The sequence below is a fragment of the Pseudomonas sp. UBA2684 genome (assembly GCA_002354655.1).
Taxonomy (GTDB): domain Bacteria; phylum Pseudomonadota; class Gammaproteobacteria; order Pseudomonadales; family Pseudomonadaceae; genus Aquipseudomonas.
Window position 1 is genome coordinate 22,577 of the sequence record DELY01000012.1, and the last position, 23,997, is coordinate 46,573.

The 23,997-nt window shown below is 62.1% G+C and carries 26 protein-coding genes and 1 pseudogene; 12 read left to right on the forward strand and 15 right to left on the reverse strand.

From position 1 onward, the window contains the following. Positions 1-174: 174 nt before the first annotated feature. Together B3M58_RS06090 and B3M58_RS06095 are read left to right on the forward strand one after the other, a co-directional pair. Positions 175-999: a UDP-2,3-diacylglucosamine diphosphatase gene (locus tag B3M58_RS06090; RefSeq protein ID WP_296217680.1), complete on the forward strand. Its 825-nt coding sequence runs from the start codon at positions 175-177 to the stop codon at positions 997-999. Beyond that, on the forward strand, positions 996-2,024 hold the full coding sequence (locus B3M58_RS06095) for a glycosyltransferase family 4 protein (protein ID WP_296217681.1): 1,029 nt from the start codon (positions 996-998) through the stop codon (positions 2,022-2,024). Before B3M58_RS06090 ends, B3M58_RS06095 begins: the two co-directional genes overlap by 4 nt. Before the next feature lie 78 nt (positions 2,025-2,102). Here B3M58_RS06095 and B3M58_RS06100 read toward each other — a convergent pair whose 3' ends face one another. The 3 genes from B3M58_RS06100 to B3M58_RS06110 form a co-directional block, all read right to left on the reverse strand. Further along, positions 2,103-3,476, reverse strand: coding sequence for an adenylate/guanylate cyclase domain-containing protein (locus B3M58_RS06100; protein WP_414704055.1), 1,374 nt, complete (start codon positions 3,474-3,476; stop codon positions 2,103-2,105). A gap of 175 nt (positions 3,477-3,651) precedes the next feature. Continuing rightward, on the reverse strand, positions 3,652-4,236 hold the full coding sequence (locus B3M58_RS06105; protein WP_296217683.1) for an HD domain-containing protein: 585 nt from the start codon (positions 4,234-4,236) through the stop codon (positions 3,652-3,654). A gap of 16 nt (positions 4,237-4,252) precedes the next feature. Next, positions 4,253-4,570, reverse strand: a complete 318-nt coding sequence (locus tag B3M58_RS06110) for an Mpo1-like protein (protein WP_296217684.1) — start codon at positions 4,568-4,570, stop codon at positions 4,253-4,255. Positions 4,571-4,737: 167 nt separating this feature from the next. Between B3M58_RS06110 and B3M58_RS06115 the strand changes: the two genes are divergently transcribed. Continuing rightward, the gene (locus tag B3M58_RS06115; RefSeq protein ID WP_296217685.1) at positions 4,738-5,739 is read left to right on the forward strand and encodes an AraC family transcriptional regulator; all 1,002 of its coding nucleotides are present in this window, start codon (positions 4,738-4,740) and stop codon (positions 5,737-5,739) included. A gap of 101 nt (positions 5,740-5,840) precedes the next feature. Here B3M58_RS06115 and B3M58_RS06120 read toward each other — a convergent pair whose 3' ends face one another. Together B3M58_RS06120 and B3M58_RS06125 are read right to left on the reverse strand one after the other, a co-directional pair. Next, positions 5,841-7,295 carry a TrkH family potassium uptake protein gene (locus tag B3M58_RS06120; RefSeq protein ID WP_296217686.1) on the reverse strand — a complete coding sequence of 485 codons (1,455 nt, stop codon included), beginning with the start codon at positions 7,293-7,295 and terminating at the stop codon, positions 5,841-5,843. 111 nt (positions 7,296-7,406) lie between these two features. Then, positions 7,407-8,861 (reverse strand): TrkH family potassium uptake protein, encoded by a 1,455-nt coding sequence (locus tag B3M58_RS06125; RefSeq protein WP_296217687.1) that lies wholly within the window; start codon positions 8,859-8,861, stop codon positions 7,407-7,409. 156 nt (positions 8,862-9,017) lie between these two features. Here B3M58_RS06125 and B3M58_RS06130 point away from each other — a divergent pair, with 156 nt between their 5' ends. Beyond that, on the forward strand, positions 9,018-9,389 hold the full coding sequence (locus B3M58_RS06130) for a YkgJ family cysteine cluster protein (RefSeq protein WP_296217688.1): 372 nt from the start codon (positions 9,018-9,020) through the stop codon (positions 9,387-9,389). A gap of 150 nt (positions 9,390-9,539) precedes the next feature. Further along, a complete protein-coding gene (locus tag B3M58_RS06135) occupies positions 9,540-10,103 on the forward strand; it encodes a nitroreductase family protein (RefSeq protein WP_296217689.1) in 564 nt (187 codons plus the stop codon). 120 nt (positions 10,104-10,223) lie between these two features. Here B3M58_RS06135 and B3M58_RS06140 read toward each other — a convergent pair whose 3' ends face one another. The 5 genes from B3M58_RS06140 to B3M58_RS06160 all read right to left on the reverse strand — a co-directional run bounded on the left by B3M58_RS06140 (position 10,224) and on the right by B3M58_RS06160 (position 13,601). Continuing rightward, positions 10,224-11,549 (reverse strand): sensor histidine kinase, encoded by a 1,326-nt coding sequence (locus B3M58_RS06140; protein ID WP_296217690.1) that lies wholly within the window; start codon positions 11,547-11,549, stop codon positions 10,224-10,226. A gap of 72 nt (positions 11,550-11,621) precedes the next feature. Continuing rightward, entirely contained in the window at positions 11,622-12,041 is a 420-nt protein-coding gene (locus B3M58_RS06145; RefSeq protein ID WP_296217691.1) for an LTXXQ domain protein, read from the reverse strand. Positions 12,042-12,161: 120 nt separating this feature from the next. Continuing rightward, on the reverse strand, positions 12,162-12,839 hold the full coding sequence (locus B3M58_RS06150; protein ID WP_296217692.1) for a response regulator transcription factor: 678 nt from the start codon (positions 12,837-12,839) through the stop codon (positions 12,162-12,164). A 7-nt stretch (positions 12,840-12,846) separates the two neighbouring features. Further along, entirely contained in the window at positions 12,847-13,248 is a 402-nt protein-coding gene (locus tag B3M58_RS06155) for a translation initiation factor 2 (RefSeq protein ID WP_296217693.1), read from the reverse strand. A gap of 53 nt (positions 13,249-13,301) precedes the next feature. Then, a complete protein-coding gene (locus tag B3M58_RS06160) occupies positions 13,302-13,601 on the reverse strand; it encodes a YciI family protein (protein ID WP_296217694.1) in 300 nt (99 codons plus the stop codon). A 161-nt stretch (positions 13,602-13,762) separates the two neighbouring features. Between B3M58_RS06160 and B3M58_RS06165 the strand changes: the two genes are divergently transcribed. Together B3M58_RS06165 and B3M58_RS06170 are read left to right on the forward strand one after the other, a co-directional pair. Beyond that, positions 13,763-14,626, forward strand: a complete 864-nt coding sequence (locus B3M58_RS06165) for a PHP domain-containing protein (protein ID WP_296217695.1) — start codon at positions 13,763-13,765, stop codon at positions 14,624-14,626. Positions 14,627-14,639: 13 nt separating this feature from the next. Then, positions 14,640-15,266, forward strand: coding sequence for an L-threonylcarbamoyladenylate synthase (locus tag B3M58_RS06170; protein ID WP_296217696.1), 627 nt, complete (start codon positions 14,640-14,642; stop codon positions 15,264-15,266). A gap of 32 nt (positions 15,267-15,298) precedes the next feature. Here the strand turns inward: B3M58_RS06170 and B3M58_RS06175 are convergent, their stop codons facing one another. Then, positions 15,299-15,655 (reverse strand): PA2779 family protein, encoded by a 357-nt coding sequence (locus tag B3M58_RS06175; RefSeq protein ID WP_296217697.1) that lies wholly within the window; start codon positions 15,653-15,655, stop codon positions 15,299-15,301. A 197-nt stretch (positions 15,656-15,852) separates the two neighbouring features. Between B3M58_RS06175 and B3M58_RS06180 the strand changes: the two genes are divergently transcribed. The 5 genes and pseudogenes from B3M58_RS06180 to rluB all read left to right on the forward strand — a co-directional run bounded on the left by B3M58_RS06180 (position 15,853) and on the right by rluB (position 20,302). Then, positions 15,853-17,067 carry a tryptophan--tRNA ligase gene (locus B3M58_RS06180; RefSeq protein ID WP_296217698.1) on the forward strand — a complete coding sequence of 405 codons (1,215 nt, stop codon included), beginning with the start codon at positions 15,853-15,855 and terminating at the stop codon, positions 17,065-17,067. Between the two features lie 150 nt (positions 17,068-17,217). After that, positions 17,218-17,916: a segregation and condensation protein A gene (locus B3M58_RS06185; protein WP_296217738.1), complete on the forward strand. Its 699-nt coding sequence runs from the start codon at positions 17,218-17,220 to the stop codon at positions 17,914-17,916. Between the two features lie 2 nt (positions 17,917-17,918). Beyond that, positions 17,919-18,695 (forward strand): annotated as a pseudogene (gene scpB, locus B3M58_RS06190) (SMC-Scp complex subunit ScpB); the annotation flags it as partial. Between the two features lie 79 nt (positions 18,696-18,774). Then, positions 18,775-18,963 (forward strand): DUF1289 domain-containing protein, encoded by a 189-nt coding sequence (locus B3M58_RS06195; protein ID WP_296217700.1) that lies wholly within the window; start codon positions 18,775-18,777, stop codon positions 18,961-18,963. Positions 18,964-19,084: 121 nt separating this feature from the next. Further along, positions 19,085-20,302, forward strand: coding sequence for a 23S rRNA pseudouridine(2605) synthase RluB (rluB, locus tag B3M58_RS06200; RefSeq protein WP_296217701.1), 1,218 nt, complete (start codon positions 19,085-19,087; stop codon positions 20,300-20,302). A 217-nt stretch (positions 20,303-20,519) separates the two neighbouring features. On the opposite strand, the gene B3M58_RS06205 is transcribed toward rluB, so the two are convergent. The 4 genes from B3M58_RS06205 to ubiG all read right to left on the reverse strand — a co-directional run bounded on the left by B3M58_RS06205 (position 20,520) and on the right by ubiG (position 23,882). Then, on the reverse strand, positions 20,520-21,446 hold the full coding sequence (locus tag B3M58_RS06205) for a GGDEF domain-containing protein (protein WP_296217702.1): 927 nt from the start codon (positions 21,444-21,446) through the stop codon (positions 20,520-20,522). A gap of 224 nt (positions 21,447-21,670) precedes the next feature. Further along, entirely contained in the window at positions 21,671-22,411 is a 741-nt protein-coding gene (locus B3M58_RS06210) for a YciK family oxidoreductase (RefSeq protein WP_296217703.1), read from the reverse strand. Between the two features lie 46 nt (positions 22,412-22,457). After that, positions 22,458-23,129, reverse strand: a complete 672-nt coding sequence (mupP, locus tag B3M58_RS06215) for an N-acetylmuramic acid 6-phosphate phosphatase MupP (protein WP_296217739.1) — start codon at positions 23,127-23,129, stop codon at positions 22,458-22,460. Positions 23,130-23,183: 54 nt separating this feature from the next. Continuing rightward, the gene (gene ubiG, locus B3M58_RS06220) at positions 23,184-23,882 is read right to left on the reverse strand and encodes a bifunctional 2-polyprenyl-6-hydroxyphenol methylase/3-demethylubiquinol 3-O-methyltransferase UbiG (RefSeq protein ID WP_296217704.1); all 699 of its coding nucleotides are present in this window, start codon (positions 23,880-23,882) and stop codon (positions 23,184-23,186) included. Positions 23,883-23,997: the final 115 nt, after the last annotated feature.

A 23,997-nucleotide genomic window follows, 5' to 3' on the forward strand; every position in this document is an offset into this window, starting at 1 on the left:
CGCCTACATTTTTCAACGGCCTGCTAGAGGTCCAGCGCTCCGGGCTATTGGTGTAATCGCTTTGGCTTTTAGCACGCGCCGCAATGGCGTGGCTGTCATCGCGCTGCCATGGATTCGTCACACGGGCTTCACCGCTGGCGTGCACGCTCGCTAAAACCCTGGCGGAGGCCGCCCATGAGCAGCGCACAGCTGGTAAAACCCGGTCGCAAGCAACGTGTCCGTACCTTGTGGATTTCCGATGTGCATTTGGGCACGCGCGATTGTCAGGCCGAGCACCTGGCGGCGTTTCTCAAACGCTATCAGGCGGATCGGGTGTACCTGGTCGGCGACATCATCGACGGCTGGAAGCTGCGTGGCGGGATTTACTGGCCGCAAGCGCACACCAATGTGATCCGCCGCTTGCTGACCATGAGCAAGCGGGGCACCGAGGTGATCTACGTCACCGGTAACCATGACGAGTTTCTGCGGCGTTACTCGACGTTGATGCTGGGCAATATCCAGCTGGTCGATGAGGCTGAGCACATCACCGCCGATGGCCGCCGTCTGCTGGTAATCCATGGCGATCAGTTCGATGTGATCACCCGCTATCACCGCTGGCTGGCCTTTCTCGGCGACTCGGCCTACGAGTTCACCCTGACCCTCAATCGTTGGCTCAATTACTGGCGCCGCCGTTATGGCTATGGCTACTGGTCGCTCTCGGCATACCTCAAGCACAAGGTCAAAAGCGCGGTGAATTTCATCAGCGATTTCGAGCAGGCGATTGCCCACGAGTGCGTCAAGCGTGGGTTCAACGGCGTGGTCTGCGGGCATATCCACCACGCCGAGATCCGCCCGATGGGCGAGGTCGAGTATATGAATTGCGGTGACTGGGTCGAGTCGTGCACGGCGTTGATCGAACACCTGGATGGGCGCATCGAGCTGTATCGCCTGGCCGATGACCAGGCCCGGCAGACGCCGCAACCCGCTGAACCGTTGACGGTTGCCGAGCCCGCAGCATGAGGATTTTGATCGTTTCGGACGCCTGGTCACCGCAGGTCAATGGCGTGGTTACCAGCCTACAGGCCTTGGTCAGTGAGCTGCGCGGCCTGGGGCATCAGGTCAAGCTGCTGTCACCCGCGGATTTTCGCGCGGTGCCTTGCCCGACATACCCCGAGATTCCGCTGGTCTGGAATCTTTGGCGAGTCGGTGCGGCGATTCGCGACTTTCGGCCCGACAGTGTCCACCTGGCCACCGAGGGGCCGCTTGGCTGGGCGGCCCGGCGCTGGTTGAGCAAGCGTGGGCTGGCGTTTTCCAGTGCCATTCACACGCGCTTTCCCGAGTACATCCATACCCGCTGGTCGTGGCTGCCGTTGCGTTGGGGGTATGCCTATTTGCGTGCTTTCCACCGCCCCAGTCAGGCGGTCCTGGTCAGTACCGAGCGGCTGCGTGAGGAGTTCGCCGGCTGGGGTCTGCAGCGCTTGGCGCTGTGGCGCAAAGGCGTCGATACGCGCTTGTTTCGTCCAGGACCGCAGCCGGTGGATACCGTGCAGCCGGTGTTTCTGTATGTCGGACGGATTGCTCCGGAGAAGAACCTCGAGGCGTTTCTCGACCTCGATCTGCCGGGGGAAAAGCAGGTGATTGGCGATGGCCCGCAGCGCGAGGCCTTGCAGGTGCGTTATCCGCAGGTGAAGTTTCTTGGCTATCGGCACGGCGAGACGCTGGCCGAGGCCTATCGGCAGGCCCGCGTGCTGGTGTTTCCGTCGCGCACCGATACCTTCGGTTTGGTGATGCTGGAGGCGCTTGCCTGCGGCACGCCGGTGGCCGCCTACCCGGTGGCCGGGCCGCTGGACGTGCTGCAGCAGGGCATCAGCGGGGCGATGGGCGAGGATTTGGGTACGGCCTGTCTGGCGGCGCTGGAGCTGGACCGAGCGCGCTGCGCCGAACTGGCGGCGGCGCAGTCCTGGCGCACCTCGGCGCTGGAGTTTCTGGCGTTGCAGCCCTCGGTCGACGGCGAGCCGGCACTGGGCGAGGCGTTGGAAGTGTAGGGCGGACATGGCGCAGCCTTGTTCGCCAATCGTCTGTGGTGGACAAGCCTTCGGCATGTCCACCCTACGGGGTACAACCTACAGAATGACCTTGTCGCGCAGCTTCTCGGCGGCTTGGTTGAGCGCCAGAATCACCCGTTCCTTGTCGAAGTTCTGGATACCGTTGGTGTCCAGGTACATGGAAAAGCCGGGCAGTTCATGTTCGACATAGCTGGACGTGGCGCCGAGGTCGCGCCGGAAATCCACCACTTGGTAGATCTGCACCGGGCGGGTGAAGCCCTTGACGCTGATCTGGCCCTTGTCGCGGCACATGATCACGTCCTTGATCAGCGAGTAGGTCTCGTGGGAGATCAGGATTTCGCCGGCTTCGGCCGCGCTTTCCAGACGGCTGGCGAGGTTCACGTCGCGGCCGATGATGGTGTAGTCCATGCGCGTGTCGGCGCCGAAGTTGCCGACCGTGCAGTAACCGGTATTCAGGCCCATGCGGATCTCCAGGGGCTTGGTGATGCCCTGGGCGCGCCATTGCTGGCGCAGCACTTTCATGTGCTTGCGCATGGCGATAGCCATGGACACTGCGGCCACGGCGTCTTTCTTCGCGCCTTGGCTGGCGGGGTCGCCGAAGAACACCATCACGCTGTCGCCAATGAATTTGTCGATGGTGCCGCCGTATTTCAGGCAGATCTTCGACATTTCGTTGAGGTAGGTGTTGAGCAGATCGGTCAGGGCTTCGGCTTCCAGTTCTTCGGAGAGCTCGGTAAAGCCTTTGATGTCGGAGAAAAATACCGTGAGCTTCTTGCGCTGGGTTTCCAGGCGCACGCTCTTCTTGCCGCTGAAAATCGACTCCCAGACTTGCGGCGACAGGTACTTGGCCAGGTTGCGCGCCAGGCGGGCGGCTTTCTCCTGTTCGCGCCTGATCTCGCTGCGCACCTGCGCCAGGCGCAGGCCTTGCTGGTGCACGAAGTAGGCGGTGATGCAGATATATAGGGTGGTGAAGGCGATGCTGACCAGCGCGACCATGGCGGGCGTATTGGGGTTGACCCTGAGTTCGATCAGCACAGCGGTCAGCAAGGTGCTGCTGAGTGCGATCAGCATGGCCAGACCCATATGGCGCAGGCCGCCGATCACCAGCGAGCTGAAGGCCAGAGTCAGCAAGCACATCAGGCTGGGCACCACGGAGAACCCGAGCAGGGAGAGCGCTGCGCCGCAGTGCAGGGCATCGATAAACAGCAGGGTCAAGGTGGTTTTCTGCGGGTGGTCGCGTTTGAGGCGCAGGCTCAGGTGGTGAGCGAGGTGTGGGTAGAGCAGGGCATAGGGCACCATCCACAGGATGTTGTAGCCGAAATGCTGAGCGTAGGTGCCTGCCGCAATGCTCGCGGCGATGGCGATATACGCCAGTACGCGGGAGTAATACTCGCGCAGCGGCGGGGCCGGCAATGCGTGGAGCCGGTTCATGCTGGTTGCATTCATGCTATGGAAACGATCCCTGCTGATTTTCTGACGTCTCTGCTGGACGTCTGGAGCGTCTGCAAACCTTAGACCAGGTGTGCGACTGAGCGGGGATCATAACCAAGCGTGGCAGTAGCAGCCAAGCAGCACTGCCGAACGGCGATGCCAGGCTGGCCAGTGGTCAGCGTGACGGCTCCGTAACGGCCTGGTAGATCGAGTTCTTCGGCTGGGCGAATACGCGCCGTAGCATCGGCTCGAAGAAACTCAACGGCAGGCTGTCGAAGGTCGGATCGAAGGCCGCGGCGTCGTATTTGGCGCAGAAGTCGATGGTCGCCTGGTAGTGCGGATGGTCCTTGAATTGCTCGCGCAGGTAACGATCCATGCCCAGGTGGTGGAAGAAGTAATAGCCCTGGAAGATTCCGTGTTTCTCGACGATCCAGAGGTTCTCCGCGCTGACGAACGGTTTGAGGATGGCGGCGGCGATATCCGGGTGGTTGTAGCTGCCCAGGGTGTCGCCGATGTCATGCAGCAGGGCGCAGACCACGTATTCTTCGTCGCGCCCATCTTGGTAGGCGCGGGTCGCGGTTTGCCGCGAGTGGGTCAGGCGGTCTACCGGAAAACCGCCGAAGTCGCCATTGAGCAATTTCAGGTGGCTGAGGATGCGCTCCGGCAACTGCGCGGCATAGGCGGCGAAGTCCTGGGCGATGACTGCCCAGTCCTCGGCACTGCCGTCCTGCATATGACTGAATTGGGCTCGATCGTTCATGGCTTTTTCCCGTGGGCTAGAACTTGATGCGTCCGGTAAAGGCGTCCTTGAGCATCACCCAGTCGCCCATCAGCGAGTACAGCGGGTACTGGAAGGTCGCCGGGCGGTTCTTCTCGAAGATGAAGTGGCCGACCCAGGCAAAACCGTAACCGGCCAGCGGCATCGCCAGCAGCCACAGCCACTGCTGGCTGACGATGGCGTAAGCGAGGATGCTCAGCACCAGCAGGCTGCCGACGTAGTGTAGGCGGCGGCAGGTGGCGTTGCTGTGCTCTTGCAGGTAATAGGGGTAGAACTCGGCAAAGCTGGTGTAGCGCTCGGTGGTTTGAGTGGCCATGGCACACCTCCTGTTGTTGTTTTGGCCGCCGCGATTGAGTGGGCTGCGGTGTTTTTCCAGTCTAGGTCGAGTGTCTTGCTGGGCCAGTGACATTAAGTGCCAGTTTAGTATCCTTCGCTGCCAGGCTGACGGCTGCAGCTTTTCATGACTCGAATAAGAACAATGCCATGAGCGAACGTACTACCTCGTCGAACTGGGCTTTGGGCATCGTCCAGGCTCTGGAAATGGGCGGCGTCGACTGCCGTGCGATCTTCCCCGAACTGGGCTTGGATTACGCGGCGTTGGAAGACCCCGATGCACGCTTTCCGCAAGACGGCATGACCCGCCTGTGGCGGCGCGCGGTCGAATTGTCGGGTAACCCGGCGATTGGCCTGAACATGGCCAAGGTCGTGCGTCCGGCCTCGTTTCACGTGGTCGGTTATGCGTTGATGTCCAGCCGTACGCTGAAAGAGGGTTTTGCCCGCCTGGTGCGCTATCAGCGCATCATCGGCGAGGGCGCCGACCTGAGTTTTCGCGCCACGCCCAAGGGCTATGAGCTGATTCTGGCGATTCACGGCGACCGTTTGCCGCCGGCGCGGCAGAGTATCGAAGCCTCTTTGGCCTATGCCCTGGCCTTCTGCCGCTGGATGACCGGCAAGCCGATCCGCCCGCAGCAAATCCTTTTTCAAGGCGACCCACCCGCCGATCTGGAACCGTTCAACCAGGTGTTCCAGGCACCGCTGAAATTCAACGCCGCACACTATGCGTTGTTGTTCGAGCGCGCGGACATGGAGATGCCGCTACCGACCGCCAACGAGTCGTTGGCGCAGTTGCACGATCGCTTTGCCGGGGAGTACCTCGCGCGTTTCTCCGAGAGCCGGGTGACCCACCGTGCCCGGCAAGTGCTGTGTCGCCTGTTGCCGCAGGGCGAACCCAAGCGCGAGGCGGTGGCGCAGGCGTTGCATTTGTCGCAGCGCACCCTGCAGCGGCGTTTGCAGGAGGAGGGCACCAGCTTTCAACACCTGCTCGACGACACGCGCCGTGAATTGGCTGAGCAGTACCTCGCGCAGCCTAACCTGACGCTGCTGGAGGTCGCCTACCTGTTGGGTTTTGCCGATCCGAGCAACTTCTTTCGTGCGTTCCGCCGCTGGTTCGACTGCACCCCCGGCGAGTACCGCGCGCGTTTGTAACGGCGCGAGACCGTGAAGGGGGCGCCAACCGGCATCGACATGCTTGCCGTGCTAACCCGGATTGCATCCCGGCTACGCAGGAACTGTAGCCAATAGCCGCCTCAATGGCGCCAGAAGGCAGGCATCAGCAGCACTAACACGGTGAGGATTTCCAGGCGGCCGAGCAGCATGCCCAGGGTCAGCAGCCACTTGGCCATATCCGGCAGGCTGGAGAAGTTGCCGGCTGGACCGATGATCGGGCCCATGCCCGGGCCCACGCCGGATACCGTACTGGCGGCGCCGCTGAGTGCGGTGATCCAGTCCAGGCCGCAGAGGGTCAGGCCCAGCGCGAGCACGGCGATGGTGATGGTGAAGAAAAACGAGAAGGTCAGGATCGAGCGGACAATGTCTTCGTCCAGGCGGTGCTTGTTGTACTGCTGCTTGATCACCGCGCGCGGGTGCACCAATTGCAGCAGGTTGGCTTTCAGCAGGATGTAGGCGACCTGGAAGCGGAATACCTTCAAGCCGCCAGCGGTGGAGCCGGAGCAGCCGCCGATGAACCCCAGATAGAAGAACAGCATGCCGGCGAAGCCGCCCCACAGGGTGTAGTCGCCGAGGGCGAAGCCGGTGGTGGTCATGATCGAGGTGGTATTTACCGCGACGTGGCGCACGGCTTCCAGCCAGTGCAGCTCGGTGCTCAGGCAATACCAGGTGCCGAGCGCCAGCCAGGTGCTCAGCAAGATCGTCAGAAAGCCGCGTACCTGCTGGTCTTTGAACAGCGCACGGTAGTTGCCACGCAGGGTCGAGACATACAGCACGAACGGCAGGCTGCCGAGAATCATCACCACCACGGCCACCCAGTGCACGGCCGGTTGCGTCCAGTTGCCCAAGGACTGGTCCGAGGTGGAGAAGCCGCCGGTGGCAATCGCCGACATGGTGTGGTTGATCGCATCGAAGACGTTCATGCCCGCGCCCCAGAACGCCAGGCACCCCAGCAAACTGATGCCCACGTAGGCGGCCACCATGTATTTGGCGACCATGTGCGAGCGCGGCATGACTTTGTCCGAGCGATCCGACGATTCGGTCTGGAACAGGCGCATACCGCCGATGCGCAGCATGGGCAGGATCGCCACGGCCATGGCGATAAAGCCGATCCCGCCGAGCCAGTGCAACAACGAACGCCAGATGAGGATGCCGGGCGACATATCGTCCAGGCCGGTCAGCACGGTAGCGCCGGTGGCGGTGATGCCGGACATGCTCTCGAAGACGGCGTCGGTGTAGTCCATGTGCTGGGCCAGCATGAACGGCAGCGCGGCGAAGATGCACACCAGCAACCAGCTCGAGACCGTCAGCATGTACATGTCGCGCGGGCGCAGCTGCACGTCTTGCGGGCGGCCTTGAATGACCATGGCCAGCCCGGCAATAAACGTGATCAGGCTCGACCAGAGAAAACCGTTGAGTTCATGCGCACGCTCGAACAGCACCAAGGTCAACATCGGCACGGTCATGCTGATGGCCAGGGTGATCAGGAAGATGCCGTTGATGAACGCGATGATTCGTAAGGTCGGCACAGCCATCTAAGTTGGTTTCCACGGCGATTGATGAAGTGATTCTAGGTGGATCTGTGCAACTGCCTCGCAGTGGCTGCCGCTTAGCAGGTGGTTTTTCAACGGCCTGTCAGCGCTGCCTCAGTGTTTCCAGAACGCTCGGGTGACCAGCACCAGCACGGTGAGAATTTCCAGGCGGCCGAGCAGCATACCGATGGTCAGCAGCCATTTGGCAGAATCTGGCAGGCTGGAAAAATTACCGGCCGGGCCAATGATCGGTCCCAGGCCCGGGCCGACGTTGCACACGGCGGTGGCTGCCGCCGTCAGTGCGGTGACCCAATCCAGACCGATCAGCGCCAAACCGAGGGCGATTACGCCGATGGTGATGGTGAAGAAGAAGGAAAAGGTGATCAGCGAGCGAACGATATCTTCATCGAGGTTGTGGTTGTTGTACTGCTGTTTGATCACCGCACGCGGGTGCACCAGTTGCTGCAAGTTGGCTTTGAGCAGCACGTACGCGACCTGGAAACGGAAAATTTTCAGGCCGCCCGCGGTGGAGCCGGAGCAACCGCCGATAAAGGTCAGGTAGAAGAACAGCAATACCGCGAAGCTGCCCCACTGGGTGTAATCGCCCAGGGCGAAGCCGGTGGTGGTGACCACCGAGGTGACGTTGACGGCAACGATGCGAAAGGCGTCCAGCCAGTGGTAATCGGAGTTGAGCCACAACCAGGTGCCGAACACCAGCCAGGTCAGCAGCAGAAAACCGATGAAGCCGCGTACCTGATGGTCTTTGATCAGCGCCTTGCGATGGCCGCGCAGGGTCGCCACATACAAGGTGAAGGGCAGGCTGCCGATGATCATGAACAGCACCGCGACCCAGTGCACGGCAGGTTGCGACCAGTTGGCCAGGGATGAATCCGAGGTGGAGAAACCGCCGGTGGAAATCGATGCCATGGCGTGGTTGAGCGCCTCGAACGGGGTCATACCGGCCAGCCAGAAAGCCAGGCCGCCGAGCAGGGTAAAGCCCAGGTAGACCAGCAGGATGTATTTGGCGGCCATGTGCGAGCGCGGCATGACTTTCTCGCCCCAGTCCGAGGACTCGGTCTGGAACAGGCGCATGCCGCCGACTCGCAGCAGCGGCAGAATGGCCACGGCCATGCCGATAAAACCGATGCCGCCCAGCCAATGCAGCATCGAGCGCCAGATCAGCAGGCCCGGCGAGGCGTGGTCCAGACCGACCAGCACGGTCGAGCCGGTGGTGGTGATACCGGACATGGTCTCGAAAAACGCATCGGTGTAGCTGATGTGCTGGATCAACACCATCGGCAACGCGGCGAAGATGCACACCACCAGCCAGCTGGCAGTGGTCAGCAGATACATGTTGCGCGGGCGCAGCTGAGCGTTTTCCGGGCGGCCCGGGAGTACCAGGGCGAGGCCGGCGATTACGGTGATCAGGCTCGACCAGAGAAAGGCATCGAGGTCATCGGTGCGTTCGAAGACCAGCAGCGTGAGCATGGGAATGATCATGCTGATGGCCAGGGTAATCAGGAAAATGCCGAGGATGAAACCGATAATGCGCAGCGTCGGCAGGGCCATGAGGGCAGGCTCGGGTTGAGGGCCATAAAGGGCGCCATTCTACGCGCGCCAAAAGGCCTGTAAACCTGTGATCGGTCGGCTCTTTACAAGCGCTTGGCGCTGCATAGAATGGCCGTCAGGTGCCGGCCCTTGCCGGTTTCTGAGCCCTGTTAAATCATGTCGAATGCTAATCCTTGCCTGTCGTGTGGCGCCTGCTGCGCGCATTTTCGTGTGTCTTTCTTCTGGGGAGAGTGCCAATCGGCTGGCGGCAGTGTGCCGGATGAGCAGGTTGTGCTGATCACCCCGCACCGGGTCGCCATGCGTGGCACTGAAAGCAAGCCGACGCGTTGCGTAGCGTTGCTTGGCGAGGTCGGTCAAGGCGTGCGTTGCACCTTGTACGAGCAACGCTCCAGTACTTGTCGCGAGTTCGAGGCATCCTGGTTCAATGGCGAGCACAATCCGCACTGTGACAGCGCGCGTCTGGCTCATGGCTTGCCGCCCCTGACGCCACCGGTACAACCGAGCGTGTCACCGGAGCGTGTGGCCTAGTTTAATTAGTCAATGTCGCGGTCGAGGCTGAACCAACTCGCCCACTCGTTCGGGGCGCCGCAGTATGTGGCGCTCGCTGCGGAGAGTTTTTCCCCTTCCAAGAGCGTCACGCTCTAGAATTCCCGTTTCTTTCTTTTCAGGAGGTGGCCGATGGACGCTCTCGATGCTCTGCTCAACCGTGTTTCCGCGCCACGTTTGCGTGAGCCTGCACCGGATATCGCCCAGCGCGAGTTGTTGTTTCGTGCCGCGTTGCGCGCCCCGGATCATGCCCAATTGCGGCCGTGGCGTTTTCTGACCGTTGAGGGCGCGGCGCGTGAGCGCTTGGGTGAGCTGTTTGCCGAGACCCTGCTCGCGGATTCTGCCAGCGTCAGCGAGGAGGCACTGACCAAGGCGCGTGCCATGCCCTTGCGTGCGCCGTTGGTGGTGGTGGCTATCGCGCATGTGCAGGCGCATTTCAAGGTGCCGGCGCAGGAGCAGGTGATCGCAGCCGGCTGCGCGGCCCACGCCATTCTGCTGGCGGCGCATGCCCAGGGGCTTGGCGCGGTATGGCGCACCGGCGAGCTGGCCTATAACGCCAGGGTCGCGGCGGGGCTGGGATTATCCGCTGAAGAGCAGATCATCGGCTTCCTCTACCTCGGTACGGCAGAGCGCGAGTTGCGCATTCCCGCGCAGGTGGACCTGGCCGACTTCGTCAGTGCCTGGCCGGCTGCGTAGGCTGGGTTAGACGCGTGTGCAGTGCTCCGCGCCAGCAGCCGAAACTGGCGCGGCGTAACGCAGCCTACGAGGGTGTACCAAGCACTGTCTTGTGTCACCGCCAAGCCGAGAAGAACCTCACTAGCTGTGGGCCTTCAGCGGTAGCAGCAGGCTGGCACTGAAGCCGCCTTCGGGTTGATTACGCAATTCCAGGCGCCCGCCATGGCGTTCGGCGGCGCGTCGGGTGATCGCCAGCCCCAAACCGTGGCCGGCGGCGTTTTGCCCCGGCGCCCGGAAAAACGGCTCGCCCAGGCGCGCCAGGTGTTCTTCGGCGACTCCGCTGCCGTGGTCGCGCACGCTCAGGCGTACCTCGTCAGCCTGGCGCTCGACCCGGAGTTCGATCGGTTGTCCGGCCGGGTTGAAGCGCAGGGCGTTGCGCAGCAGGTTGTCCAGCGCCCGTTCCAGCATGTCCGGCCAGCCGTACAGGCTCAATCCAGGTTCCAGGTTGATCACGACTTTTTGTTCAGGCGCGCCGAGCTGTGCGTCTTCTTGCAGCTTGCGCAGTAGCGCCGCCAAGTCGATCGGCTGTGCTGCACCAGGGTCGGCATCGAGACGAGCGAGAGCGAGGATCTCGCTGATCAGGGCTTCCAGGCGGTCGCATTCCAGGGTCAGGCGTGGCCAAAATTTCTCCTGCTCGCTGGACTCGGCGCGTTCGGCCAGGGCCAGGGCGATACGCAAGCGTGCCAGCGGCGAGCGCAGTTCGTGGGAAACATCGCGCAGTAACTGGCGCTGGCTGCCGATCAACCCTTGCAGGCGTGCGCCCATGCGGTTGAAGTCGTTGGCCAGCACGCCAAACTCGTCACGTCGGTTGGCCAGGCGCGCCAGGCTGTGCTGCTGATAAGCGGTTTGCCCGAGGTCATGCACGGCGCCGCGCAGGCGGTTCAGTGGGCGGGTGATGGACAGCGTCAGCAGCAGGCTGAACAGGCTCAGCACCACCAGGGCGATGGCCAGCGCGCTGAGTGGCCAAAGTAGGCTGCCACGGTGCCAGGCGGCCAGTTCCGGGTGGGGAATGCGGTAGATGAACAGGTAGGTCTCGCCCGTCTGCGGGCTGCTGTAGTCCTCGTTCAGGCGGCGCCAGGGCAGGCGTTTGTCATTTGTTTGACGTGCTTCGAAGGCCGCCGCACGCGGCGAAAAGGTGCCTTTGACCAAGGCTTGGCCGTTGTCGCCAATCACCTGTACATGGATGCGAAAGTCCTTCTTGCGCTGCTCCAGAAATGCTTGGGCTGCGTGTGTGCCGTGTTCTTCGTAGCGCTGGGTCCACGTCTCGGCCAGGCCATCCAGGGCGGGGTGTTGGCTGAGAATCCAGGCATCCTGATTCAGTGCCCGCCCAAGCAACATGGAGAGCCCGGCAACCAGGGCAATGGCCAGCCAGAAACTGGCAAAGATGCGCCAGAACAATGAACGCACAGTGACTCCTTGTTAACGGCAACACCCACCAAGCGCGTGGCTTGATGGGTGGGTGATTGCGGCGTGAGTGGCTTATTCGGCCTTGGTCGCTTGCTGAGCTTTCCAGGCGTTGAAGGCTTCGCGTTCGGCGCGACGTTCCTGCATTTTCTTCAGTTGCGCATCGAAGGCTGTTTGCTGTTCGGGTTTGAGCAGTGCGCGGATGGCGCTTTGCTGCTTGTCCTTGGCGGCTTTCAGCTCGTCCTGCATGGCTTTCTGTTCGGCCGCCGGCAGTTTGTCGAGGTAGCGTTTAGTGATCTCGTGGCGGCTTTTCATCTGCTCGCCCATCAGTGTGCGGATTTCGCGGTGTTGCTCTTTGCTCAGGTCGAGCTCCTTGAACATTCGCGAACCATGCTCGCCGTGACCGCCGCCGTGGCGTGGGCCGCCTTCGGGCATGGCCATGGCCAGGGTTGGCAGGGTCAGGGCGAGCAGTGCAGCGGTGAGAGTCTTGCGCATGGTGTATCTCCTTGTCTCGAAACCGGCCTGTGCCGGATGTGCCCAGTCTAGGGCGGTCAAGGTCAAGGGCAGTCAGGCAAGGGTAAAGCTTGGGTAAAGGGCGTGGGTGAGCCGCTTTACTCAGGCGCTGTAGTAGTAGCCACGGCTGCGCAGGGCGAGGATGCGCGGGCGGCCGTCCGGGTGCGGGCCGAGCTTTTTGCGCAGGTTGCTGACATGCATGTCCAGGCTGCGGTCATAGAGGGTCAGCTTGCGGCCCAGGGCTAACTGGGCCAGCTCTTGTTTATCCACCGGCTCGCCAGGTTGGCGCAGCAGGGTTTCCAGAATGCGGCTTTCGGAGAGGGTGAGAATGATTTCATGCTCGCCGATAGCCACCACGCCGCGCGCTTGGCTGAAACACAGGTCGCCGAGCTCCAGTTGGCTGGACGTCGCCGGCGGCAGGCTGCGGCGCAACACCGCGCGCAGGCGGGCGGTGAGTTCGCGCGGATCACACGGCTTGGCCAGGTAATCGTCAGCACCCAGTTCCAGGCCGAGAATCCGGTCCAACGGTTCGCCGCGGGCAGACAACATCAATACCGGCAACTCGGGATGGTCGTGGCGCAACTGTTTGAGCAGTTCCAGGCCACTGCCGTCAGGCAGCATCACGTCGAGCACCACTGCATCGGGCGTGTGGCCTGCCAGCGCGCGGCGGGCACTGTGGCCGTCGTGGCAGGCGCTGACCTGGAAACCTTCCTGGGTCAGCCAGTTGGCCAGCAGCTCACACAATTCGACATCGTCGTCGATTAATAGAAGGGCGCTCATGCCAGTTTCAATTGATCCATTCACGCCGCGAACGACGGTTGCCGCGCAACATTGCGCCAACCATGACGCCCAATAGCCCGGCGCCGGCACCCACGGCGAACCACATCTGTTGCTCGCTGAACAGGCGCTCTGGCGCTTCGGCCTGAGCTTTTTTCAGCTGCAGTTTGAGGCGCTGGTTGTCTTGGCGCAGACGCAACAATTGCGCGCTTTCGCGCTCGCCATTAGCGGCTTGCAGCTCGGCGTTGAGTGTTTCGCGCTGCTGCTCGCTGGTTGCCAGGCGTTGTTCCAGGTCATCGATTTGCGCTTGCTCCGAGGTTGTCGCCACGGCTTGTGGCAGGCTTTCTTCGGCATGCAGATAAGCGGGTAGCAGCAACGCAGCAAACAGCAAAGACAACGGGCCTGGGCGCATCGGAACTCCTATTTCCTACTTTTTTGTGGGGTACGCAGCACGTGTGTGCAGGCTTATGGCAGCACCCGCTTGAACGGTTTTACCAGCACCGAGGCATACACGCCGGCGGCACGATAAGGGTCGGCGTCGGCCCAGCTTTGCGCGGCATTCAGCGATTCGAATTCAGCCACGATCAGGCTGCCGGAGAAGCCTGCTGGGCCTGGATCGTTACTGTCGACGGCGGGGTGAGGGCCGGCCAGGATCAGGCGGCCTTCGTTTTTCAGTTGCTCCAGCCGCGCGAGGTGAGCGGGGCGAGCGGCCAAGCGGTTTTCCAGAGAGTTTTCGACATCGGTGGCGATAATGGCGTAGAGCATCTCTATCCTTATAAAGGTCGGTGCGACAGTCTGTATGGATGAAACTGCAACGCAGAAAAGCAGTACAGACTCGCAAAGTCGAGGAATTGTTGTGTGACGGCAGCGAGAATCCGCATGTGGCGGCATAATAACAAACATAAATGACCGGGAAAGCGCGCCTTATGAATGTTGATCTGCACTGTCACAGCACTGCTTCGGACGGCGCGCTGGCGCCCGCTGTGGTGGTGGCGCGGGCGCACGAACGCGGGGTCAGGCTACTCGCTCTGACGGATCACGACACCCTCGAAGGGCTTGATGAGGCGCGAGCAGCGGCGCAGGCGCTGGATATGCAACTGGTCAATGGCATCGAGCTGTCGTGTACCTGGGGGGGCGCGACCATCCACGTACTTGGTTATGCCTTCGCCAGCGAGGCACCCGCGTTATTGCAGTCGATTGCCGAACTGCATGAAGGTCGCTGGCTGCGTGCTGCCGAAATCAGCAAGCGCCTGGAGGGCAAGGGCATGCCCGGCGCCCTGGAGGGCGCGCGAGCGGTGCAGCAGGAGTTGGGCGACAGCGGCAATGCGCCGGCGCGTCCGCATTTTGCCGAGTTCATGGTGCGCGCCGGGCATGTCAAAGACCGCGCCGAGGCGTTTCGCAAGTGGCTGGGCTCGGGCAAGTTGGGCGACGTCAAACAGCATTGGCCGACGTTGCCACAGGCGGTTGCTACCTTGCAGCAAGCCGGTGCCTGGATCAGTCTGGCGCACCCGTGGCAGTACGACTTTACTCGTAGTAAGCGGCGCAAGTTGATCGCCGACTTTGCGGCGGCGGGTGGGCATGCCTTGGAAGTGGTCAACGGCATGCAACCAGCCGAGCAGGTTGGTGGTCTGGCGATTCTGGCGCGCGAATTCGGTCTGCTGGCCAGCGCCGGCAGTGACTTCCATGCACCAGGCGACTGGTCTGAGCTGGGCATGTACCGCCCGGTACCGGAAGACCTCTCGCCTCTTTGGGCGCGTTTTCAACATGTCCAGCAGCCTACAGCGATCTGAACAGGGAATTAGCGTGAGTCAATTTTTCCAGATTCATCCGGAAAACCCACAGCTGCGCCTGATCAAACAGGCCGTGGAGATCATCAAGGCCGGTGGCGTGGTTATCTACCCGACCGATTCGTCCTATGCCCTCGGTTGCCGCATCGGCGACAAGAACGCACTGGAGCGGATTCGCCGCCTACGGCAGTTGGACGATAAACATAATTTCACCCTGGTGTGCCGCGACCTGTCGCAGTTGAGCTTGTTCGCCAAGGTCGATACCGGGGCTTTTCGTCTGCTCAAGACGCACACCCCAGGGCCGTATACGTTCATCCTCAATGCCACCCGCGAAGTGCCGCGCATGGTCTTGCACCCTAAGCGCCGTACCATCGGCTTGCGTGTGCCGGGCCACCCGATTGCCCAGGCGCTGCTGGAAGAGCTCGGCGAGCCGCTGATGAGTGTCAGCCTGATCATGCCGGGTGAGGCTTTGCCGATGAGTGATCCGTATGAAATGCGCCAGATGCTCGAGCATCAGGTCGACCTGATCATTGATGGCGGTTTCGGTGGCTTGGAGGCTTCAACCGTGGTCAGCCTGGCCGAAGAGGAGCCCGAAGTGATCCGCGTTGGCTGCGGCGATCCCTCGCCGTTCAGCGATGCCTGAGGTTTGCGCCGGGCGTATTAGCTAGCGCTCTGCTACAGAATCAACACCACCAGCAGCGCCACCAACAGAATGATGATCACATCGTTGCCGCTCAAGGCGCCCGCTGCGGGTAGCGCGTCGATGCGTTGGGCGAGGGTGGCAACTTCGGCCGGGGTCAGCGCGTCGACCCGGCTGCTGGCCAGCGCCGCGGGAACATCCATGACCTGCAGTTTTTCCTGCACGCTGGCGCGGTTGAGGAACTCGCTGACTTTATCGCGGTTTGCCTGGGTGTTCTGTTCGCTGAGCACGTCTTGGGTGCTGATCATCCCGGCCTGCGCCGCGGTGTTTGGCAGGGGAATCAGGCATACGCTCAGGACGATGAGGGCGAGGGTGAGCACGGGGATTTTCATAGCAGGCTCCCAGAAGGCTTCTGATCCCGTGCATTGCGCGCGGGGCTGCCGTCGGTGATCGGTGCACAGTGCGCCCTGTCTGCCGGCGTAAGCATTTAGACTGGCTGCCCGGTGGCGCGGTTCCGTCGCCGTTTTTCCCGCGATGGGTGCCTGCCTCGCTATACTCGCCCTCCAATGACTTGTTTAGGTAACCCGGTTTGAGCCTTGTTGACTCTGAGCGCCGCGTGCTTTCCGGCATGCGCCCCAGCGGCCGTTTGCACCTCGGCCATTACCACGGCGTGTTGAAGAGCTGGATCAAGTTGCAACACACCTACGAATGCTTCTTCTGCATCGTCGACTGGCATGCGTTGACCACCGACTACGCGGAAGTCGGCCAAGTGTCTCAGCATGTCATGGACATGGCGGTGGATTGGCTGGCTGCTGGCGTCAGTCCGAGTTCGGCGACGCTGTTCATCCAGTCGCAGGTCCCGGAACACGCCGAGTTGCATGTGCTGCTGTCGATGATCTGTCCGCTCAGCTGGCTGGAGCGCGTGCCGTCTTACAAAGAGCAGCAGGATCAGCAGCACGGCAAGGACCTCGCCACCTACGGTTTTCTCGGTTACCCCTTGTTGCAGGCGGCGGATATCCTGCTGTACCGCGCCGGTGTCGTACCGGTTGGCGCCGATCAACTGGCGCATATCGAATTCGCCCGCGAAGTTGCGCGGAGATTCAACCATCTGTACGGGCGTGAGCCAGGTTTTGAAGGCAAGGCCGAAGCGGCCATCGTCAAGCTCGGCAAGAAAACCGCCACGCTCTACAACAGCTTGCGCAGGGCCTATCAAGAGCAGGGTGATGGCGAGGCGCTGGAAACCGCGCGCGCACTGCTCAAAGATCAGCAGACCATCACCTTGGGCGACAAGGAACGGCTATTCGGTTACCTCGACGGCGGCGGTAAAGTGTTGCTGCCCGAGCCGCAGGCGCTGCTCAGCGAGGCGCCGAAGCTGCCGGGGCTGGATGGCGGCAAGATGTCCAAGTCCAACAACAATGCGATTTTTTTGCGTGACAGCGCCGCTGACATCGAGGACAAGGTCAAGCGCATGCCGACCGACCCCGCGCGCGGGCACCGCAACGATCCCGGTGACCCCAGCGCTTGTCCGGTATGGCCATTGCACGAGTTGTACTCCAGCGAAGCCACCCGTGAGTGGGCTCGGCAAGGCTGCAAAAGTGCGGGGATTGGCTGTCTGGAGTGCAAGGGGCCGTTGATCGAGGCGTTGCAGCAGGAGTTGAAACCCTTGCAGGCACGGGCTGCGGACTATCAGGACAACCCCGACCTGGTGCGCCGTATCCTCGCCGAGGGCGCCGACCGTGCGCGCGTTGAGGCGCGCGAAACACTGGCCGAGGTGCGTCTGGCCTTGGGTTTGAATTACCGCTGAGCAGGCTTTACGAGGCTACGCATGCACACTTCACCGCCCCACGAGCCCGCCGACAGCCAGGCTGGAGCCCAGCAAGAGTTACCGTTTGCCTTGGTGTATGGCCAGGCGGTAACCGAGCTGCCGCTGGATTTGTATATTCCGCCGGATGCACTGGAAGTCTTCCTCGAAGCATTCGAGGGGCCACTCGACCTGCTGCTCTACCTGATTCGCAAACAGAACATCGACGTGCTGGATATCCCGGTGGCGGAAATCACCCGCCAGTACATGGGCTATGTCGAGCTGATGCAGTCGGTGCGCCTGGAACTGGCCGCCGAATACCTGGTGATGGCGGCCATGCTCGCCGAGATCAAGTCGCGCATGCTGTTGCCGCGGTCCAGTGAGGCCGAAGCCGAGGAAGACGATCCGCGCGCCGAGCTGATTCGGCGCTTGCAGGAATACGAGCGCTACAAGGCGGCGGCGGAAGGCATCGACGGCCTCAGCCGGGTCGGCCGTGACCTCACCGTGCCGCGCCTGGATGCGCCCGAAGCGCGAGCGCGCAAGCTGCTGCCGGATGTCAGCCTGGAAGAAGTGCTGCTGTCGATGGCCGAAGTATTGCGCCGCGCCGACATGTTCGAAAGCCATCAGGTGACTCGCGAGGCGCTGTCGACCCGCGAGCGCATGAGCGACGTGCTGGAACGTCTCAAAGGCGGGGCTTTCGTACCGTTTGTCAGCCTGTTCAGCGCTGAAGAGGGCAAGCTCGGGGTGGTGGTGACCTTTATGGCGGTGCTCGAGTTGATCAAGGAATCCCTGGTCGAACTGGTGCAAAATGAGGCTTTCGGGCCAATCCATGTGCGTGCGCGGGCTGAATAAGCATGAACCTTAACGAACCTCGTGAGCTGGCCAGTCTGCTTGAAGCCTTCCTGCTGGCTTCCGGTAAGCCGCAATCACTGGAGCGTCTGTACGAACTCTTCGAGGAGGCCGAACGGCCGGAGCCAGCGGTCTTCAAGAAGGCCCTGACGCATCTGGGCAAGTCCTGTGAAGGGCGCGCCTTCGAGCTTATCGAAGTGGCATCCGGTTACCGTCTGCAAGTGCGTGAGCGCTTCGCCCCCTGGGTCGGCCGGTTGTGGGAGGAGCGCCCGCAGCGCTATTCGCGCGCGATGCTGGAAACCCTGGCGCTGATTGCCTACCGTCAGCCGATTACCCGCGGCGAGATCGAGGATGTGCGCGGTGTGGCGGTCAACAGCCATATCGTCAAAACCCTGCTGGAGCGCGAGTGGATTCGCGTAGTGGGCTACCGCGATGTACCGGGCAAGCCGGCGATGTTCGCCACCACCAAGGCCTTTCTCGACCACTTCAACCTGAAAAGCCTTGATGAGTTACCGCCACTGGCCGCCTTGCGCGAGCTGGAGCCCGAACCGCTGCTGGCGTTTGACGATGAGCTGGCGGCGCCGCCCAGCTTGCAGGCGCGCGCCGATCTGGCTTTGGCCGATGAGCCGGCGGTGCAAGCGAGCGAGGAAACCAGCTTCAGCAGCCTGCTGGCCGAGCTGGATTCGATGGAGCAGGGGTTGAAAACCGATTTCGACGACCTGCCGGAAGAAGATGAGGGCCACGCCGAGGCCGGTGAGGCGCTGTCGGAAGTCGACGAAGAGGATGCGACGCGGCACTGACTGTGGTGGTTGTCGCGACGCAGCCCGGTATTCTCGTTACAGGCGCAAAGTGAGGGACGGTATGGCTGGGGTAAAAGATCCCTGCATCAGCATCTGCAAGTTCGAGCGTGAGATCTGTGTCGGCTGCGGACGCAGCAAGGCCGAGATCAAGGCGTGGAAGGCTTTGGATAAGCCCGCACGGCGCGCGGTATTGGCTGAGGCGGACCTGCGTTTGCTGGGGTTGGCTGCCACCGGTCGGCGTAAAGGCTGACGGGCGCCCGTCAGCCGACTAGGCTGAAGCCGTGCGTGCGGCTTGCGATACGCGTATGATGCCCGCCCCTTCGACGACGTGCCGTCGTCAATCACCAGAGACAACACCGGGAGGTGCCCAGATGAGTGAATCCGAAGAATACAGCCCAGCAGGCGAAAAACTGCAGAAAGTCATGGCGCGCATGGGCTTGGCCTCGCGCCGTGAAATCGAAGCCTGGATCAGTGCTGGCCGTGTCAAGGTCAATGGCGCGGTCGCCAGCTTGGGTCAGCGCGTCGATCTGCATGACGCCATCGCCATCGACGGCCGTCTGATCAAGCGCGAAGAGGCTGCCGAGTCCGTGCGCCGCGTGATCATCTATAACAAGCCGGATGGCGAGATCTGCACCCGCGACGACCCGGAAGGTCGGCCGACGGTGTTCGACCGCCTGCCACGGCCCAAAGAGGGGCGCTGGATCAATATCGGTCGCCTCGACATCAACACCACTGGCTTGCTGATGTTCACCACCGACGGTGAGCTGGCCAATCGCTTGATGCACCCGTCGTACCAGATGGACCGTGAATACGCGGTGCGCGTGCGCGGCGAAGTCGACGAAGAGATGATCGAGCGGCTGAAAGCCGGCGTGATGCTCGAAGACGGCCCGGCGAAGTTCACCGATATCAAGGAAGCGCCGGGTGGCGAAGGCTTCAACCACTGGTATCACTGCGTGGTGATGGAAGGCCGCAACCGTGAAGTGCGTCGCTTGTGGGAATCCCAGGGGTTGGTGGTCAGCCGTTTGAAGCGCGTGCGCTTCGGTCCGGTGTTTTTGACCTCTGACCTGACCATGGGCCGTTGGCGCGAAATGGGCCAGCGTGAGGTCGACATTCTCAGTGAGGAGGTTGGTCTCAAGCCGATTGCCTTGCCGGACATGAAAGAGAAGACCCGCGACAAGCTTGACCGCTTGCAGCGCAAATCGGCCAAGCCGGTCGGTCGTGGTGAGCGTCCGCAGCGTACTCTGCGTCCGAGTCATGGCGGCCCGGTAACCGGCGAACAGGTGCGTTCGGAGCGTGCTCCGCGTGGCGAAGGTGGTGAGCGTGTGCAGCGCACGCCACGCGCTCCGCGTGCGGACCAAGGCCGTGGTGAGTCGGGTCGTGGTGGCCAGGGCAAAGGCACGCCTGTTGCCGAGCGGCCGCAGGATGTGAACAAAAAACGTCCGAGCAAGCCTCGTCAGGAGCGTCCGGGTATCGAGTTGACCGAACGGCCCTCGCGCAAGCCGGCCGGTGCACCGGTCAAGCGTCGTAGCCAGCCGGCCGCCGAAGGCCAGCGTCCAGGCTTCGGTCGCGGTCCGCGTAAGCCGCAGTAGGCAGTAGGTTGGTCAAAGAAAAAGCTATGTCCCAGTTACGTGTTGCAGGAGAAACCGCGCTTTTGTGGGAGCGGATTTATCCGCGAAAATCTTTGAAAACTGAAGATATTTCGCGGCTAAAGCCGCTCCCACGTGACGGCGGTCTGCATCAACAGTTAACGGGTACAGCGCCAAAGAAAAGGGGCTCGATTGAGCCCCTTTTTGCTGTCTGGTGGTTTTAGCCGGCCATGGTCAGGCGATTGCGCCCGTCGCGTTTGGCTACATACAGCGCGTTGTCGGCACGGCGCAGCAAGCTTTCCGCCGATTCGCCAGGCAGTAGCGTGGCGCAACCAAGGCTGATCGACAGTTCGATCGGCCGCCCTTGGGCCAGGCATTGCAGTTCCAGTACGGCATGACGCAGGCGTTCGCCGACCATGCTTGCGGCGTCGCGGCAGGTGCCCGAGAGCAGTACCAGAAATTCTTCGCCGCCGTAGCGGAACACCATGTCGACATTGCGCAGCTGGACTTTCAGGGTGTCGGCGACGGCTTTCAGCACTTCGTCGCCGGCGCTATGGCCGTGTTGATCGTTGATCGCCTTGAAGTGATCGAGGTCAAGCATCAGCAGTGACAGCGGTTGCAGGTTGCGGCGCGCCAGTTCGACTTCGCGTTGCAGCACCTGATCCATGGCGATGCGGTTGCCGGTGTCGGTCAATGGGTCGCGCAGTGCGCTTTGGATCGCGGCGCGGTAGAGCAGGGCGTTGCGCAACGGGAACAGCAGGCTGGCCAGCAGCGACTCCAGCTGGCCGAGTTCCTCGTCATTGAAGCGGTGTTTACGCCGAAAAATCAGCTCGCCGAGGTATTCGCCCTCATGGCTCAGGCGATAGGCGGCTGAGTGATTGGCGCGGGCGCCCAGGTCCAGGCGCAGGTCGCTGATCGGATACTGATAGGCCAGGGCATCCAATGGCACCAGGCGCTGTACCTGTGCAAAAAACAGCTTGAGGATGCGCTCGGCGTCCAGGCTGGTTTGCAGCTGCATGCCAAGTTGCTGGCGCAGTTGCGCCAGGCTGACGGGCTGCAAAGACTGCGCTCGCGTGCTGGAAAAACCCAGGCGCTGCAGTTTGGCTGCATCGAAATCGATGGTGTTGGTTTGGCTAGGGGGGACCATGAACACTAAACCTCTGGCGCTTTAATGCGGCAACAGGCGGGTTAGAGCGAATATCGTGCCAGAGGGTTCATTGCGCGGAAAATTTATTTGAAGTCAGTCACTTACCGATGATGGAGAGCGGCTAATGGCCAGTATTTGCCGCTGCCCCGGTAATATGACCGGCAATTTGCTGCCGGTCATGGGTTTCCCGCCAATTTATTGCCGCGTTGCCGCGTTGCCGCTGCTTACTGTGCGTCGAATGCCTGTCCGTTGACGCCGCTGCTGTCGGGGCCCATCAGGTACAAATACACCGGCATGATTGCCTCGGGTAGCGGGTTGTTCGCCGGATTTTCCCCCGGGTAAGCCTGGGCGCGCATATCGGTGCGGGTGGCGCCCGGGTTGACGCTGTTGGCGCGCACGTTGCTGATGCCGTCGACTTCATCGGCCAGCACCTGCATCAAGCCTTCGGTGGCGAATTTCGATACCGCGTACGCGCCCCAGTAGGCGCGGGCTTTGCGGCCGACACTGCTGGAGGTGAAGACCACCGAGGCATCGCTGGAGAGTTTCAGCAGCGGCAGCAGGGTGCTGGTCAGCATGAACATGGCGTTGACGTTGATGTGCATCACGCGCATGAAATTGTCGCCGGAGAGCTGCTCCAGTGGCGTGCGCGGGCCAATGATCGAGGCGTTGTGCAGCAGGCCGTCGAGTTTGCCGAACTCGCTTTCAATCATTGCCGCCAGTTCGTCGTACTGGTGCGGCAGGGCGGTTTCCAGGTTGAAGGGGATTACCGCAGGTTGCGGGTGCCCAGCGGCTTCAATGGCGTCGTAGACCCGGCTCAGGTGCTCTTCGGTTTTGCCCAGTAGCAATACGGTCGCGCCATGGGCGGCAAAGGTTTGCGCGGCAGCGGCACCAATTCCGCGGCCGGCGCCGGTAACCAGAATCACCCGGCCTTTGAGCAGGTCGGGGCGGGCGGAATAGTCGATCATTGTCAGGTCTCTTGGAAGGATGGGTGAAGGCTGCTCTGGTCGTGGCCTAAGAGCTGCACAAGGCGCGGTCGAGCACGGCACGCAGTTCGAGCGGGTGGTCGACTACCACGTCGGCGCCCCAGAGCCTGGGGTTGTCGTCCGGGTGGATATAGCCGTAGGTGACGGCTGCGGTCTGGGTGCCGGCGGCGCGGCCGGACTCGATATCGCGCAGGTCGTCGCCGACGAACAGCACGCTGGCCGGGTCGAGGCCCAGTTGCTTGCAGGCGAGAATCATCGGTTCCGGATCGGGTTTGCTGTGGGTCACGTGGTCCGGGCAGATCAGGATGGCCGAGCGTTCGGCCAGACCAAGCTGCTGCATGATCGGCTCGGCGTAGCGCAGCGGTTTGTTGGTGACCACACCCCAGATCAGGTTGGCCTGTTCGATATCGGCCAGCAAGGCCTCGATGCCATCGAATGGGTGGGTCAGCACGGCGCAGTGGTGCTGGTAGCGTTCGAGGAACTCCAGGCGCAGCGCTTCGAACGCTTCGGCCTCGGGGTCCATGGCGAACGTGCTGGCGACCATGGCGCGTGCGCCGCCGGACACCTGGTCGCGGATCAACTTGGCATCGATTGGCGCCAGGCCGCGCTCGGCGCGCATCGCCTGGCAGATGGCGATAAAGTCCGGTGCGCTGTCGAGCAGCGTACCGTCCATGTCGAAAAGCACTGCGCGCAAGCGCATTGGGCGTGTCATTGGTTATTTCCCTCGCTGCGCTGGAGTCTGTTTTGGCACGCCCTAGCCCTCCTTGAGGGTCTGGACCATGTAGTTGACGTCGACATCCGCTTCCAGTTTGTAGCGCTTGGTCAGCGGGTTGTAGGTCAGGCCGATGATGTCTTTGACCTGCAGGCCGGCGGCACGGCTCCAGGCGCCCAGTTCCGAGGGGCGAATGAATTTCTTGAAGTCGTGGGTGCCGCGCGGCAGCAGGCGCAGCAGGTATTCGGCGCCGATCACCGCGAACATATAGGCCTTGGGGTTGCGGTTGATGGTCGAGAGGAACACTTGGCCGCCCGGCTTGACCAGGGCGTGGCAGGCGCGGATCACCGACGCCGGGTCCGGTACGTGCTCAAGCATTTCCAGGCAGGTGACCACGTCGAACTGCTCGGGCATTTCGGCGGCGATGGCTTCGGCGGTGATCTGCCGGTATTCCACCGAGACGCCGGACTCCAGTTGGTGCAGCTGGGCCACGGCCAGTGGCGCCTCGCCCATGTCGATGCCGGTCACCGTGGCGCCGCGCTGGGCCATGGCTTCACTGAGAATGCCGCCGCCGCAGCCGATATCGAGCACCTTCTTGCCGGCCAGGCCGACGCGCTCGTCGATCCAGTTGACCCGCAACGGGTTGATGTCGTGCAGCGGTTTGAACTCGCTTTCGCGGTCCCACCAGCGATGGGCGAGGGCTTCGAATTTGGCGATTTCGGCGTGATCGACGTTGCTCATATTTTTCCCTGGATAAAACAGCAAACGGGAGGCCAGAGGCGCGAAGCACTCATGTTGCCAGTTTCACCGTGTTGAGTGGGCGCCTCTCGGCGCGCCAATGTATGTCAGTTTGTCG